Source organism: Marinomonas profundi (genome assembly GCF_020694005.1).
GTDB lineage: Bacteria > Pseudomonadota > Gammaproteobacteria > Pseudomonadales > Marinomonadaceae > Marinomonas > Marinomonas profundi.
The window spans coordinates 22,727-36,684 of record NZ_CP073013.1 but is presented as its reverse complement, the minus strand read 5'-3'; the positions used below and the strand labels follow the sequence as shown (position 1 = coordinate 36,684).

General features: G+C 45.6%; 15 protein-coding genes and 1 tRNA gene. 8 read left to right on the top strand and 8 right to left on the bottom strand.

All coding sequences use genetic code 11. The annotated features are described in order from the left end of the window. The first annotated feature begins 2 nt into the window (after window positions 1–2). Window positions 3–1,034: a dihydroorotase gene (pyrC, locus tag J8N69_RS00195; protein ID WP_168822144.1), complete on the top strand. Its 1,032-nt coding sequence runs from the start codon at window positions 3–5 to the stop codon at window positions 1,032–1,034. 170 nt (window positions 1,035–1,204) lie between these two features. On the opposite strand, the gene J8N69_RS00190 is transcribed toward pyrC, so the two are convergent. Continuing rightward, window positions 1,205–1,289: transfer RNA gene (locus J8N69_RS00190), tRNA-Leu, on the bottom strand. 183 nt (window positions 1,290–1,472) lie between these two features. On the opposite strand from J8N69_RS00190, the gene J8N69_RS00185 reads away from it, so the two are divergent. From J8N69_RS00185 to J8N69_RS00170, 4 genes are all read left to right on the top strand, one after another. Next, window positions 1,473–2,204: a DUF599 domain-containing protein gene (locus tag J8N69_RS00185; RefSeq protein ID WP_168822145.1), complete on the top strand. Its 732-nt coding sequence runs from the start codon at window positions 1,473–1,475 to the stop codon at window positions 2,202–2,204. Continuing rightward, window positions 2,194–2,904 carry an O-methyltransferase gene (locus J8N69_RS00180; protein WP_168822146.1) on the top strand — a complete coding sequence of 237 codons (711 nt, stop codon included), beginning with the start codon at window positions 2,194–2,196 and terminating at the stop codon, window positions 2,902–2,904. Before J8N69_RS00185 ends, J8N69_RS00180 begins: the two co-directional genes overlap by 11 nt. 207 nt (window positions 2,905–3,111) lie before the next feature. Further along, a complete protein-coding gene (htpG, locus tag J8N69_RS00175) occupies window positions 3,112–5,040 on the top strand; it encodes a molecular chaperone HtpG (RefSeq protein WP_168822147.1) in 1,929 nt (642 codons plus the stop codon). Between the two features lie 159 nt (window positions 5,041–5,199). Then, window positions 5,200–6,048, top strand: a complete 849-nt coding sequence (locus J8N69_RS00170) for a DNA ligase (protein ID WP_168822148.1) — start codon at window positions 5,200–5,202, stop codon at window positions 6,046–6,048. Between the two features lie 71 nt (window positions 6,049–6,119). Here the strand turns inward: J8N69_RS00170 and J8N69_RS00165 are convergent, their stop codons facing one another. The 6 genes from J8N69_RS00165 to J8N69_RS00140 all read right to left on the bottom strand — a co-directional run bounded on the left by J8N69_RS00165 (window position 6,120) and on the right by J8N69_RS00140 (window position 10,742). Next, window positions 6,120–6,290: a hypothetical protein gene (locus tag J8N69_RS00165; protein WP_168822149.1), complete on the bottom strand. Its 171-nt coding sequence runs from the start codon at window positions 6,288–6,290 to the stop codon at window positions 6,120–6,122. After that, window positions 6,283–7,257, bottom strand: a complete 975-nt coding sequence (locus J8N69_RS00160; RefSeq protein WP_168822150.1) for a class I SAM-dependent methyltransferase — start codon at window positions 7,255–7,257, stop codon at window positions 6,283–6,285. Before J8N69_RS00160 ends, J8N69_RS00165 begins: the two co-directional genes overlap by 8 nt. A 176-nt stretch (window positions 7,258–7,433) precedes the next feature. Then, window positions 7,434–8,861, bottom strand: a complete 1,428-nt coding sequence (locus tag J8N69_RS00155; protein WP_168822151.1) for a PepSY-associated TM helix domain-containing protein — start codon at window positions 8,859–8,861, stop codon at window positions 7,434–7,436. 141 nt (window positions 8,862–9,002) lie between these two features. Continuing rightward, complete coding sequence (locus J8N69_RS00150) at window positions 9,003–9,443, bottom strand: DUF2946 domain-containing protein (RefSeq protein ID WP_227804045.1); 441 nt, start codon at window positions 9,441–9,443, stop codon at window positions 9,003–9,005. A gap of 94 nt (window positions 9,444–9,537) precedes the next feature. Next, window positions 9,538–9,906, bottom strand: a complete 369-nt coding sequence (locus J8N69_RS00145) for a DUF2750 domain-containing protein (protein ID WP_168822153.1) — start codon at window positions 9,904–9,906, stop codon at window positions 9,538–9,540. A 194-nt stretch (window positions 9,907–10,100) separates the two neighbouring features. Continuing rightward, entirely contained in the window at window positions 10,101–10,742 is a 642-nt protein-coding gene (locus J8N69_RS00140) for a LexA family protein (RefSeq protein WP_168822154.1), read from the bottom strand. A gap of 84 nt (window positions 10,743–10,826) precedes the next feature. Here J8N69_RS00140 and J8N69_RS00135 point away from each other — a divergent pair, with 84 nt between their 5' ends. After that, a complete protein-coding gene (locus J8N69_RS00135) occupies window positions 10,827–11,024 on the top strand; it encodes a helix-turn-helix domain-containing protein (protein WP_168822155.1) in 198 nt (65 codons plus the stop codon). Window positions 11,025–11,214: 190 nt separating this feature from the next. Then, complete coding sequence (locus J8N69_RS00130; protein ID WP_168822156.1) at window positions 11,215–11,769, top strand: YaeQ family protein; 555 nt, start codon at window positions 11,215–11,217, stop codon at window positions 11,767–11,769. A gap of 33 nt (window positions 11,770–11,802) precedes the next feature. Here the strand turns inward: J8N69_RS00130 and J8N69_RS00125 are convergent, their stop codons facing one another. Further along, window positions 11,803–12,546, bottom strand: coding sequence for a dienelactone hydrolase family protein (locus J8N69_RS00125; RefSeq protein WP_168822157.1), 744 nt, complete (start codon window positions 12,544–12,546; stop codon window positions 11,803–11,805). Here J8N69_RS00125 and J8N69_RS00120 point away from each other — a divergent pair. After that, window positions 12,545–13,768 carry a tRNA-queuosine alpha-mannosyltransferase domain-containing protein gene (locus tag J8N69_RS00120; RefSeq protein ID WP_211084800.1) on the top strand — a complete coding sequence of 408 codons (1,224 nt, stop codon included), beginning with the start codon at window positions 12,545–12,547 and terminating at the stop codon, window positions 13,766–13,768. The genes J8N69_RS00125 and J8N69_RS00120 overlap by 2 nt on opposite strands. The last annotated feature ends 190 nt before the right edge of the window (window positions 13,769–13,958 follow it).

Below are 13,958 nucleotides of genomic sequence, written 5' to 3'. Positions count from 1 at the left end.
TTATGAACGAAATTACGATTATCAAGCCAGACGATTGGCATTTGCATTTCCGCGATCAAGAGATGCTGCTAGAGACGGTGCCGGCGACAGCGCGTTGCTTTGAGCGTGCCGTGGTGATGCCAAACTTGGTACCGCCAGTTACGACGGCAGCGCTGGCATTAAGTTATAAAGAGCGTATCTTGGCGGCTCGTCCTGCGGGCAGTACTTTTACGCCTGTCATGACTATTTATTTAACTGACAAAACCAGCGTGCAAGATATTAAAGACGCAAAAGAAGCGGGTGTTTTGGCGGCGAAAATGTACCCAGCTGGGGCGACCACAAACTCGGATTCTGGCGTCAATTCGCTTGAGTCTCTTTACCCGGTGTTTGAGGCGTTAGCCGATAACGATATGTTGTTGCTCATACATGGTGAAGTCACGCAAAAGCACATTGATATTTTTGATCGTGAAAAAGAATTTATCGATCAGCATATGGTGAAGATTGTTGAGCGTGTGCCCAACCTGAAAGTCGTGTTTGAGCATATCACCACCAAAGATGCGGTGGATTTTGTCTTGGCGGCCCGTGATGGTGTTGCAGCAACGATTACGCCTCAGCATTTATTGTTGAACCGAAATGACATGTTAGACGGTGGCATTCGTCCGCATAATTATTGTTTGCCAGTGTTAAAGCGCAGTACTCATCAAGAGGCCTTGCGTGCGGTGGTGAAGTCTGGGTCGCCGAAGTTTTTCTTAGGAACGGACTCTGCTCCTCATGCCAAGCATCGTAAAGAGTCAGATTGTGGCTGTGCGGGTTGCTACAGTGCTTGGTCGGCACTTGAGTTGTACACGCAGGTATTTGATGAATTGGGCGCATTGGATAAGCTAGAAGGCTTTGCAAGCTTTTATGGTGCCGATTTCTATGGCTTGCCGCGCAACACAGAAACCGTCACCTTGGTGCGTGACTCTTGGCAAGTGCCCGCTAGCATCACCTTGCCAAACGGCGAACCTATCGTGCCTTTCTTTGCCGGTAAAAACGTTGCTTGGACGTTAAAGTAAGCGGCGCGAATTGACTGAAATGTCTAACAACCGAATTCAGCAATGGGTTCGGTTTTTTATTGAGAATTTTACATTGAGCGTATTGGTTAGGGTTGTCTAAAGTAAAAGACAGGATGGAAAAAAGAGTCAGTTTAGCTGGCGAGAGAGGCAAGCTAGGGGAGGCAATAAGATGGTGCGGATGGAGAGACTCGAACTCTCACGCCGTGAAGCACTGGAACCTAAATCCAGCGTGTCTACCAATTCCACCACATCCGCATGTCGTGTTGATGGGCGCAGATATTACCGATATTTCTACCCGATGCAACTGTTTTTTTGAAACTTTTTATCCGTAAAAAATACCGCGAATAGGCAAAATTTTATCGGTCTAAATTGGGACATGTAAAATGAAAAATGCTCTAATGAGCGCTTGATAAATTACCATCGAAGCAGAGTGGAATTATGGAAAGTCGTTCGGTTTCTTCATTGTTAAATACCCTTGATCTTGCAACACTTTTGGTCTTTTTTATCTGTTGGTGGGGGTATGCTTTTTATGCTCAATATAACTCCAAGCGGCGCGCTTGTTTAGTCAGTGTGCTGCATCAGTTTAGGTTGGCTTGGATGTCGCGATTGTTAAGGCGAGATAACCGCATTGCCGATGCTTCCGTGATGGCCAATTTAGAGCGCAGCAGTTTGTTTTTTGCTTCAAGTAGCTTATTGATTATAGCGGGCCTTTTTACGGCGTTTAACTACTCTGAGAAAGCCATTGGCATTTTGTCTGATTTTTATCTTTTGGCGCCAATGAGTCAGCAAGAGTGGGAGTTGAAAATTGTTGTGCTGGTAGCGATTTTTGCTTATGCATTTTTCACCTTCACTTGGTCGGTGAGGCAGTATAACTTTTGCTCCGTTTTGGTTGGCAGTGCGCCGCTAGCAACAGAGCGTGGTATCGAAGACAGCGAGCGGGAATTATATGCGATGCATATGGCGCAAATCTGCAGTTTGGCGGCGAACCAATTTAACTACGGCTTGCGTGCTTTCTATTTTGCCATGGCGTTTTGTGGTTGGTTCCTTGGGCCGTATTTCTGTATGGCGGCCAGCGTGATGGTTGTGGCGGTGCTTTATCGTCGAGAATTCCGTTCTAAAACCTTCAAAACCTTGAGCCGTGGACTGGTTATGAAATCTCATGCTTCCTAATTTCCCCAAACCGTTGCCGGAAGACGATAAGCCTGTTAATCGTACGATTAAGGTCGATGACAGGCTCTATCAATACTTGGTTGATGTCTCGGTGCGTGAAGATGATCTATTGAGAGCTTTGCGTCGAGAAACGGCCCAGTATCATATGGCTCGCATGCAGCTGTCGCCTGAAGTGGGGCAGTTGCTGGCTTTATTAGTCAAACTGCAAGCGCCAAAAAAATTGCTTGAGATTGGTGTTTTTACGGGTTATAGCACTTTGTCGATGGCCATGGCGATGCCCAAAAATGCCATATTAGTTGCCATTGAAAAGAAACAAATGTGGCTGGATATTGCGACGCGTTATTTAGAGCAAGCTGGCGTTATGGATCGTGTTCGGGCTTATTGCGATAAGGCGTTGCCGGTTATGGCGTCGTTTTTAGAAGAAGAGCGCGAAACCTTTGACTTCATCTTCATCGACGCGGATAAGCAGAATTTATTGGCTTATTATCAATTGGCAAAACAATTGTTGCGTCCAGGTGGTTGTATGTTGATAGATAATACTCTGTGGTGGGGAAACGTCGCCGACGAGGCGTTTACCGATAAAGACACCAACATTGTGCGTGAACTCAATAAGATCATTCATACTGATGGGGAGGTTGAGTTGTCGTTAATTCCAATCGGTGATGGACTGACTTTGGTTCGAAAAAACACCTCACTTTGATTGTTAAGGTGAGTCGGTATTTTCTTTGACCCTACCTGAATGCATCTAACCGCTTTATATCCATAAGTTTATTGTGACTTTTTGCTTCTTTTGCGGCGTTAGCCTCTTGAAATTGCTGCAAGAGGCTTTATCTATGAGGCACAAGTGAAACGAAATACACCTTTGGCTTTTGGTCGAAGGTTCATTCAAATAGGAGCAAGCTACAACATGGCAACTGATACTCAAAAAGAAACGTTAGGGTTTCAAACAGAAGTTAAGCAATTACTTCATTTGATGATCCACTCTTTGTATTCCAACAAAGAGATCTTTCTACGAGAGCTTATTTCTAACGCGTCTGATGCGGTCGATAAGCTTCGTTTTGAGTCTGTCGCTAACGCAGACCTTCTCGCTGAAGACCCTAATCTTCGTGTTCGTATTGAATTTGATAAAGACACCAACACCGTCATTATTGATGACAACGGTGTGGGTATGTCCCGTGAAGAGGCGATTACTAACCTAGGTACGATTGCCAAATCCGGCACCTCTTCTTTCTTAGAGCAATTAAGTGGCGATCAGAAAAAAGACAGCCAGCTGATTGGGCAGTTTGGTGTGGGCTTTTATTCCTCTTTCATTGTTGCGGATAAAGTCACAGTAGAAACCCGTCGCGCCGGCGTTGCGGCGGATCAAGCGGTACGCTGGGTGTCTGATGGTTCGGGTGAGTTCACTATCGAAAACATTGATAAAGAAACACGCGGAACACGCATCATTTTGCATTTGAAAGGCGATGAAAAAGAGTTCGCGGACAACTTCCGTCTACGTCATTTGGTGACCAAGTATTCTGATCATATTTCCATTCCTGTGGAAATGGAAAAGCCTGTTTACCCAGAAATGGACGAAGAGGGCAACCCTAAGCCGATTGATGAAAGCAAAGCAACAGAATATGAAGCCGTGAACTCAGCCAAAGCGCTGTGGACTCGCCCTCGTAACGAAGTCACTGACGAAGAATATCAAGAGTTTTATAAGCATATTTCTCATGATTACCAAGAGCCGTTGAAATGGTCGCACAATAAAGTAGAAGGCAAGTTGGAATACACCAGCTTATTGTACATTCCTTCTAAGGCGCCTTACGACCTTTGGAACCGTGATATGCAGCGCGGCTTGAAGTTGTATGTTCAGCGCGTGTTCATTATGGATGAAGCAGAAGCCTTCTTACCGCCGTATATGCGCTTCGTGAAAGGCGTGGTGGATTCTAATGATTTGTCTTTGAACGTCTCTCGTGAAATTTTGCAAAACGACCACGCGGTTGACTCTATGCGCTCTGCCTTGATCAAGCGTGTATTGGATATGTTGAGCAAGATGGCGAAGAACGAGCCAGAAGACTATCAAAAATTCTGGGATGAGTTTGGTAATGTCATCAAAGAAGGTCCTGCCGATGATATGGGCAACAAAGACAAAATTGCTGGCTTGTTGCGCTTCAGTTCAACTCATACCGATGCGGCGGCGCAAACCGTGTCTTTGGCAGACTACATTGAGCGCATGAGTGAAGGTCAAGATAAGATCTACTACATCTACGCGGAGAACCATAATACTGCGAAGAATAGCCCGCACTTAGAAATCTTGCGTAAAAAAGGCTTTGAGGTCTTGTTACTAAGTGATCGCATTGACGAATGGATGATGTCTTCTTTGCAAGAATTCGACGGCAAATCTTTCCAAGATGTTACCAAAGGTAAGCTTGACTTAGCTGACCAAGAAAACGAAGAAGAGAAAAAAGAGAAAGCAGAAAAGGCTGAGCAAATGAAGCCGCTTCTTGATCGTATGAAAACCGTGTTGGATGAGAAAGTGGCCGGTGTTAACTCAACGGACCGTTTGACCAATTCCCCAGCCTGTTTAGTGGTGGGTGAATACGATATGGGTCTGCAGATGCGTCGCTTACTTGAACAGGCGGGGCAGAAGTTGCCTGATTCTAAGCCGACGCTAGAAGTGAACCCAGATCACCCAATCGTCGCTAAGATGGACGCTGAAACAGACGAAGAGCGTTTTGCGGATATGGCTTGGTTGCTGTTTGAGCAAGCCACGCTTTCTGAAGGCGGTCAGTTAGAAGATCCTGCGACATTTGTTGGCCGCATGAACAAGTTGATCGTTCAGCTAAGCAAGTAATAACCGCGTAAAATAGTCAAACCTAAGCCCATATTGAGTGATGAATATGGGCTTTTTTATGTTCACAATATTATGTCCGCGATATTTGCTTCTTACTCTAAAACGCTTTAACTTGTTGGTACATCAAGGACGGTGTATTCAATATCAAAGGAGTGAACTATGTTTTTAAAACAGTGTCTAGTCGTGTGTTTTTTGCTTTTCCCCGCGTTTGCATTACCTCAGCCAGATCAGCCAGCCGTGCAGCTTGCCACTTTGTTTTCTGATGATGTGCAGGTTAATGAGTATTTAATCAGCGAAAAATACGACGGTATTCGCGCGATTTGGACGGGAAATGAGCTTGTTACTCGTCAAGGTAATCCTATTTATGCCCCCGATTGGTTTACGGACCCACTTCCTCCTATTTGGTTAGATGGTGAGCTTTGGTCTCAGCACAATGATTTTGCTTTTATTATGTCCGCTGTGAGAAAACACGATCCTGTAGAGAGTGAGTGGCGCAAAATCCATTACATGGTGTTTGATGCGCCAGACCAAGCAAAGGAGATGCCGTTTGAAAAACGATATCAACGCTATAGCCGTATTGTTAACGGTTTGAATGTTTCTCACATACTTCCAGTAGCGCAATTTTCCGTAGCGGACAATCAGGCATTGTCATCGCAACTGGAGATGTATGTGAAAAACGGCGCAGAGGGGTTAATGCTGCACCGCAAATTGGCGACCTTTGAAAGTGGCCGAACGGATAGCCTACTAAAATTAAAGCCGTATATGGACGCGGAGGCCAAAGTGATTGCTATCTTAAATGGCGCGGGCAAATACGATGGCATGATGGGGTCTATTTTGGTGGAAATGCCATCAGGCATTCGCTTTAAAATTGGCAGCGGTTTTTCAGACCAAGAAAGGTTGCATCCTCCGCAAGTAGGTGACCAGGTCACCTATAAATACCATGGCTTCACACAGCGTGGGATTCCTAGGTTTGCTAGCTTTTTACGTTTGCGCAATGGCGACTATTAATGGTTAGCAGCCAATGCGTAAACAGACTCAAGCATGCCTAGGTATCCGTGGTTGTCTGCTGAGCGATTACGTTAGTCTTGCTTTTCTAGGGTGATTTTTAGCGTTTTGCTGTTGCCAGCGAACCATTTTTGCACATAGAGAGTCCCCATGATGGGGGCTTTTCCTTCTTCTGGGACTTCTTGATAGCGTACGCTGTTTTTGGTTTCTTTTTCATATTCGAAGGTAACAGTGGTGTTAGACATTGTGGCTTCCTTGATGGATTTTATGGTCAGTGATTTTTTTAAAGATAAGGGCTTTTAAGCCGCTTTCGATGTCAATATCCATAAACTCTGGTGGATTATCGAGTCGATGTTGAAAGGCTAAGCTTGGTGCTTCTTCACGCATGCCGTCAATGAGAAACTGTGCTGGCACGGTTGGGTCGTTAACGCAGGCGAGCACTTGGCCGTTTTCGGTTAAGAGCTCGGGTAAGCGTCGTAATATTTTTTGATAATCTTTGGTTAAAGCAAAGCTGCCACGCTGGAATGTGGGTGGATCTATGATAATAAGATCATATTCGCCGTACTTTTTGATTTTTCCCCATGACTTAAAAATATCATGAGCGAAAAATTTCACGTTATGCAAATCATGTTGGTTGAGGCGGTGGTTTTCCCTGCCTCGGCTCAGGACGGCTTTTGCCATGTCTAGGTTAACGACAAAATCCGCGCCACCGGCCACGGCCGCCAGTGAAAAGCCGCAAGTATAGGCAAACAAGTTGAGTACGCGTTTGTTTTGACTGTTTTCCTTTACCCAGCGTCGGCCGTATCGCATGTCTAAGAAAAGACCTGAGTTTTGGTTTTTCCCTAAGTCCAGCTGAAAAAGCAGGCCTTCTTCGTTCACAATCTGCTGTTCTTGATAGTCACCCCAAAGGCACTCTGTCGGGCTTTTGTCACGGCTTCTATGTTGTAGCAACAGGGAGCGGGCTTTGCTGTCATGCCATTCCGTTTCATTCGTCCAATTGATAAGTTCATTATGTAATTTATCTAATTCGTCGGAAGTGGGCTCTTTAAAAAGAGACACCAATATCTGGCCTTCCAGCCAATCAACCGTGATCTGTTCTAAACCGGGAAAGCAGCGGCCGCGTCCATGAAATAGGCGTTGAGCACCTTGAGGGGGTTGGGCGAGCTTGAATAAAACCTGTTCGGTCAGTGTTGCTAGTGACTGTGTGTCCATAAAATACAACTGCGTAAGATACATGATGATTAATTAAGAGCAGGTATTGTACTGATAACGCGCCAAGAGGCCAGTGAAAGCCAGCCGTCTCATTGAGTTCGTAACGCTTTTTTTGAGCTCAGTGAGACGTTGGTATTTGTTATAGTGTGTTTGTTATAGCGCTCTTGGTTATTAGCCTAGTGGCGTTTCCAGCGATAAAGGTCAATGAGCAAAAAGACCAGCAAGCTCACCCCCATTACGGGCATGCTGATGCTCAATGCGATGGTGATTAACAGTGTCAGTATTTTTTGCGAGAAGGATAGTTTGCCCCATGCTTGCAGTAAGGGTTTCGAGGTGGAGCCTGCTTGTGGACGACGTATCCACCACATTTTATAGCCCCAAATGATCATCAAGCACAAAGACACGCCAAAGATGGCGAGAATGATTTGGTTGGCGACACCAAACAAAACCCCCATGTGAGCATCGATTCCCCAGCGAATCAGCTTGGCAACAAGCGGAAAAGTGGCAAAGTCAGCGCGACTGGTGACGGTCATGGTGCTGGCGTCCACCGCGACACTATCGACTTGTGTGGGCCAAGAGCGATCTACTTCGCTGACGCGCCATGCTTTGTCCTTGGTGAATGAGGGCCTTATTTCCAGCGTATTGGCGTCAATGCCTGCTTCCCTTGCGGCGTTAAGAACACCATCAAAAAGCAGATCGATATTTTCAAACTTTTCCACGGGCTGCTTTTTGGTGGCCATGTCATGGTGGCTTGAGTGACTTGAGTGACTTGAGTGACTTGAGTGACTTGAATGATTTGGATGATCGGCGTGTTCATCTGACATCATCGTATCATGGGTATTCGCGCTAAGGTCTTGATTTACGGAGGGCGTAACCCAGCCTATGTTATTGCGCAGCGTGCTAATGTTGTCGCCAGCCCATTTTGACCAAGTCAGTCCTGTAATGGAGACAAAAATTAAGCCAACAAACAGGCAAAGACCAACTTGGTAGTGGCGTCGACGCTTGCGTAAATGTTCGGTTTTGGCGGCAAACTCTGCAGTGTTTTTCTTGCCGCCTTGGTACCAAAGGAAAAGCCCACCCAAGGCCGCAATCCATAGCCAAGAAGCCGCCAGTTCACTGTAATAGCGTCCGACTTCCCCCAAGAGCAGTTGGCGATGCATAAAGTCTATGGTGGTTCTTAATGGCAGTATGCCGCTGGTGCCATAGACGGGTAAATTGCCCTTCACCTCGAGGGTTATTGGGTCAACAAACACGGCTCTAGTACCTGAATGTTGGGCACTTGAATCCAAGAACATGATGCGCGTTGTATCGCCTTGTTCTGGTGCTGGACGCACGGCGAACAGGCTTAAATCGCTTGTTAAGTGGGATTTGGCTGCTGCAATTTGTCGGGCAAGTGGTTGATTGTCGCCCACACTTTGTGTGGTCAACACCTCTTTGTAAATCGCATTTTCGATCTGCGGAGAAATGACGTAAAGCGTGCCGGTCAGGGCGGCGATAAAGATAAAGGGCCCAATGAAAAGGCCGATGTAAAAATGCAGTCGTGTAATGAGCAGCAGCAGGGCATTGGAAGAAGGTTGGGGCTTGTTATGGGATGTTGTCGACATGTTGGATTCTCGTTTTATAAAAAAGGGCAAAGCCGCGCCTTTGAGTGAAAAACTCACTTTTCTATCATTATGAAAAACACGCATCAAAATACCGGTTCTGTTAGGAATCAGAATCGATGGCGGTGTTATTTTAAATCGGAATTAGACCGAGGTAGCGGGTGGCGCTCTGGGAAGGATAGGGCTGAAGCGCACAGGGTGTTTGTGCGAAATTTGGGCGATTATCCGGTTCGGATAGTGGCTTTGTATTAGTGGAATAAGGTCGAAGGTTTTGGCGTCAATCCAGTTTAAATGGAACAGGAGTGAGCAATAACCGCAGGCTTCTAACAGGTTGGTGCTTTCGCCTTGGGCGTGATGGCCAGTATGAGAATGCTCGATGGCCACTGGCGTGTTGCTTGTCTGCTTGGCAAGCATTTTGGCATGGTTGTGCCCAGTCATGTCCATGGTTTGCGTGTTCATGGTGTGAGCGGACAGGCTTTGTATCGACATGCGTGTCGTAGTCGTTTGGGGCGACAGTGCGTTGCTTATTTGTGAGAACAGCGGACCAAAATAAATAAGCAAAACCGCGAACAAGCAAACACACACAGCGAACTGTGTACGTTTATTTTGGTGGCTCGTTAATCGAGGGTTTTCTAATTGAAAATTCACAGCGCTTAGCGTGTTTTATCTAACCGTTATATTAGCGCTGTAAGTCAGCGGCATGCTCTTCTGCAGAAGAAACGATGCATTCACCAGCAAGGTTCGGCGCGACGCCAACAGAAAAGCCGTCATTTTGCATGCCAGGTAGCCATTTTTCAGCCCAATCTGCGGCATGAATCTCTAGGCTGGTAAATTCTGGGTAATCTTTTTCAGCCCACGCGGTGGCTAGGGCTTCTGATGGCCAAATGGGTAATACTTTATCACTGCCAAGATCGATGATTAAACAGCCCTCGGTGTCTGCAAGCGTCCAGATGGATTCTCCTTTCTTGAGGTGTTTTAGCATCAAATCGTCTCGTTCGCTGCTGGTATGACGGTAAAACGTGTCCTGAGAGGAGGGAGTATTTGACATAAATTTGGCCCAATGTAATAAAAAACTGCATCTTACCACATTGACGCCAGTACACGACTAGACGTGTGCAGATAGTTTAAAAAACACGCTCGTTAATGCTTAATAGGGCTACTTTCATTTTATCCCCGAGGTTGATGCCTTTTATGCAGTGTCGAGTGAGCATTAATAGAGGTTTTCAGAGGTGGTTAGGATGGTTAAAATAAGGCGCGGGCTTGCTTGACGGTGCCAATAATGGTGGTGGTCGACGCGATTTCAATGGGGCGATAGTTTGGGTTAAGTGGCTTTAAATAGATTTGCCCAGCATCCATGATCAGCTTTTTAAACGTTACATCATGGTTTTCTGTGACTTTTGCAACGACCAAGTCTTCATTTTTAGGTTTGACATCCGGTTCCACAAGGATAAAGTAACCCTCAGGGACGCTAAGTCCTGATGTTGATGTCATGCTATCGCCAATAACTTTCAACCAAAAAGCACTTTCTGAGGTATTCGCGGGTGTCTCTAACCATTGCGTTGGTTGATCTTCTTGTTGTTTATCAAAAGGCCATACCGCGGCTTGTGAGCTGGATATTACAGGACGAAGATGAGTAATCAGTGTTTCATTTGTGTTGTGATAAAGGGATGCGCTTTCCCTAACCTCATCTTGGGTTCCTAGTTGTAACCATTCAGCGGAGCAATGGAGTTCCTTGGACAAGTTTAATAGTTTGCGCGGATTTTGAGTTCTGCCATCTTCAATTTTTTGCAGAGATTGTTGTGTAATGCCGACACGTCTTGCTAATTCAGCTTGAGTCAGTCCTAGTTTGAGTCTTTTTTGTTTGACGCGATCGGCAATATTCATGAAAAGAATGATTACAACTTTATCTGTATTTGACAAGCAATAAAAACTGTCATTAGATACAGTAAAGGTTGTTAAGGAGGTAACATGTCAGCCATTGCAAAAGCAGTCGAAATTATAGGAGGTCAAACTGCACTCGCTAACATCTTGGGGGTGAAGCAAGCCCATGTGTGGAATTGGTTGCGTGTCCATAAACGCTCTCCCGCGAAATACATTCGGCGTATCTCAAAAGCAACCAACGGACAGGTGACTGAAAGTGAATTGTTGAAGGATCATGAAGTGTAGTAAGAATTATAAATCTTATTCACAATTCTTACTAATATTGAAATAACCATTTTTTTTGAAAATCGGTTTTAATGCCTCAGTCTACAAAAAACACTCATTTTACCGCAGTAATGTGAGTGTTTTTTGCTGTACAATTCGTCGCGATTTTCCTCTTCTCTTTTTTGTAGTTAATAATTTAGTAAGTGAGCTCATGGCGACGAAAGCAACAGTGTATAAAGCATCCGTTCAAGTATCTGATATGGATCGAAATCATTACCAAAGTTACGAATTAACCTTGGCATTACACCCTTCTGAAACCGAAGAGCGCATGATGGTGAGGTTGGCGGCGTTTGCTTTATTGGCGGATGAAAAAGAGGGTGGTGAGCAACTTAGTTTCACCAAAGGCATTAGTACCGAAGATGAGCCAGATCTTTGGCAGAAAAACTACTCAGACGAAATACTGCTGTGGGTAGAATTGGGGCAACCTGATGAAAAGCGTTTACGCAAAGCTTGTGGTCGTGCTCAACAGGTGGTTGTCGTTAACTACAACGATAAATCTGATATTTGGTGGGAACAAAACAAAGGCAAAAACAGCCGCTTTGATAACATGCGTGTCTTGCGTTTTCCTGAGGCTCAAGTTGAAGCGTTGGCGAAAATTTGCACCCGTTCGATGCAATTAAACGTGACCATTCAAGACAACGATATGTGGATTTCTGGTGAACTAGGCGAGTGCCTTATGACGCCAATGTGGCGAGGCGAGCAATAAGCTCCCCTTCGACACAGTGTGCAATTTGCTGTGTTATGCCTTGTGCAAGGTGCGTTGAAACAACGCTACCGCCTTGTTGTAACATTCCAAGGCAAGGGCAGGGTCGTAACGGTCGCCTTCATCACGCATAAAAGCATGCTGGCCGTTGAATTCATGCCAAGTGAATAAGCGGTCAGTATCGATCAATTGTTGATAAATCTTCTGACGTCCTTCTGTAGAAACATGCGGGTCTTGTTTGCCCCATACCATGGTTAATTCCCCTTGAATCTCTTTGGTGCGAGTGAAGGAATCATTGCCTTCGTCACAAGGAATGGTATTTGAATGAATGTCCGTTGCGTACAAGCAAAAAGCCGCTTGGATGCGAGGGTTCAGTGCCGCACGATACGCCAAATGCCCACCCAAGCACACGCCCATGGTGCCAAATTGACCGGTGCAATAGTCCTGCTGTTCGAAATATTCCAGCATGGCCACCGTGTCGCTGTCGTGAGCTTCTAGGGTTTTAGTGAATTTGTCTGCGTTGCCCTTGTCTTTGCCTTCATCGTCGTAACCCAATACGGTGCCGATTGGGTTAAGTTCGTGAAACACTTCTGGCACGATAACCACTAATCCGTGACCCGCCATGATGGCAGCAGAACGAGCAATCGGCGCGGTTTGTTGGAAAATTTCAGAATAAAAGAAAATACAAGGAAAGCGTCCTGCTGCTTGAGGGCGATAAACGGTGCAGCGCATGGTGCCGGTTGGCGTGTTAATATCTTCATCGTGGCGTTGAATGATCATGTTTTTCCTCAAAGGATTCGTTACTTTCCTACATGATATTCGACCCAACCTTGATGAGCCAGCCGCAAAAGCGAAATTAACAAGACGAGCGAGAAAAAGAAGCGTGCGAATTTTATTGATCAGTGCCTACGAAGCCAGTAGTCATAAAGCCTGGGCAAATACCTTGATGGACGGTTTAGGTCAGCATGAGTGGGAGTATTTGTCTTTGCCCGCTCGGCATTTTGCTTGGCGGATTCGCGGTAATGCCATGAGCTTGGCGTTTGATCCGCAATTCAAGCCGATATTAGACAAGTCATATGATTTGGTGTTGGCCACTTCGATGACCGACGTGGTGGGCTTGAAAGCGTTTTGTCCGAACCTGCAGAACCTGCCATGGCTTTTGTACTTCCACGAAAACCAATTCGCCTATCCGGCCAGTGATAAGCAACAAGGGCTGATTGAAATGCAAATGGTCACCCTGTACAGCGCCTTAGCAGCCGATACTTGTATTTTTAACAGTCAATTTAACAAAACGTCATTTTTTGCAGGCGCTCGGGCGTTGTTAAAAAAGCTGCCGGATTATGTTTCGCCAGATTGGCTAAATGACACAGAAGCAAAAGCCCAAGTGCTGCCCGTGCCTTTGGATATTCCCGTTTCTGTGGAGGCTTTGCTGTTGGCAGAAGAGGACGTGAATCTAAAAACACAATCCAAACGAGTTAAATTGGTTTGGTCGGCGCGTTGGGAGTTCGACAAAGGGCCAGATCGGTTGTTGGCCATTTTGGAAGCGTTAGAACATCGCGAGCTGGACTATGAGATTGCCATTCTTGGCGAGCAATTTCGCTCTATTCCAAAAGAATTTGCGCAGATCAAAGCGCAGTTTTCACATCGTATTACGCAATTTGGCTTTGCGCCGAGTCGGGCGGATTATCTGCGTTTTCTTGCCTCGTCAGACATGGTGTTGTCTACCGCCTTGCACGAGTTTCAAGGTCTGGCCGTATTAGAAGCCGTGGCGCTTGGTTGTGTGCCTGTATTGCCAAATCGACAGGTTTACCCAGAGCTTTTTACCCAGACATCTAACGGAGATCAATATCTCTATCAAAGCGACCTAAACAACATAAAACAAGAAGCGAAACATGCAGTGGATTTGATTGAGCAGCTTACGAAGCAGAATGTAGCAGCGCCATCGGTTGATCAATATCGCAAAGACCGCCTACTTGAGAAGTATGCTGGGTTGATAGGGTGAAGGTTTGCAACCTGTCTTATGTATATACAACTAATTTTAAACATTATCATTGATAACTTAATCTTATTGAACGTTTCATGTTTTATTTTGGCGCATAAAGCTTTATTTCGCGCTTTTTTTGTGCGATTCTCGGCGAGTTGGTCGTAAAAATAAAAACAAACTGATATTAATTTCAAGACAATAGCGCATC

Excerpts from the sequence above, each read along its gene's own strand:
- J8N69_RS00145 (WP_168822153.1), bottom strand. The coding sequence starts at position 9,906 with ATGTCAAATACTCCCTCCTCTCAGGACACGTTTTACCGTCATACCAGC.
- J8N69_RS00165 (WP_168822149.1), bottom strand. The coding sequence starts at position 6,290 with ATGTCTAACACCACTGTTACCTTCGAATATGAAAAAGAAACCAAAAAC.
- J8N69_RS00120 (WP_211084800.1), top strand. The coding sequence starts at position 12,545 with ATGTTTTTCCTCAAAGGATTCGTTACTTTCCTACATGATATTCGACCC.
- J8N69_RS00160 (WP_168822150.1), bottom strand. The coding sequence starts at position 7,257 with ATGGACACACAGTCACTAGCAACACTGACCGAACAGGTTTTATTCAAG.
- J8N69_RS00155 (WP_168822151.1), bottom strand. The coding sequence starts at position 8,861 with ATGTCGACAACATCCCATAACAAGCCCCAACCTTCTTCCAATGCCCTG.
- J8N69_RS00180 (WP_168822146.1), top strand. The coding sequence starts at position 2,194 with ATGCTTCCTAATTTCCCCAAACCGTTGCCGGAAGACGATAAGCCTGTT.
- J8N69_RS00125 (WP_168822157.1), bottom strand. The coding sequence starts at position 12,546 with ATGATCATTCAACGCCACGATGAAGATATTAACACGCCAACCGGCACC.
- htpG (WP_168822147.1), top strand. The coding sequence starts at position 3,112 with ATGGCAACTGATACTCAAAAAGAAACGTTAGGGTTTCAAACAGAAGTT.
- J8N69_RS00170 (WP_168822148.1), top strand. The coding sequence starts at position 5,200 with ATGTTTTTAAAACAGTGTCTAGTCGTGTGTTTTTTGCTTTTCCCCGCG.
- pyrC (WP_168822144.1), top strand. The coding sequence starts at position 3 with ATGAACGAAATTACGATTATCAAGCCAGACGATTGGCATTTGCATTTC.
- J8N69_RS00140 (WP_168822154.1), bottom strand. The coding sequence starts at position 10,742 with ATGAATATTGCCGATCGCGTCAAACAAAAAAGACTCAAACTAGGACTG.
- J8N69_RS00130 (WP_168822156.1), top strand. The coding sequence starts at position 11,215 with ATGGCGACGAAAGCAACAGTGTATAAAGCATCCGTTCAAGTATCTGAT.
- J8N69_RS00185 (WP_168822145.1), top strand. The coding sequence starts at position 1,473 with ATGGAAAGTCGTTCGGTTTCTTCATTGTTAAATACCCTTGATCTTGCA.
- J8N69_RS00135 (WP_168822155.1), top strand. The coding sequence starts at position 10,827 with ATGTCAGCCATTGCAAAAGCAGTCGAAATTATAGGAGGTCAAACTGCA.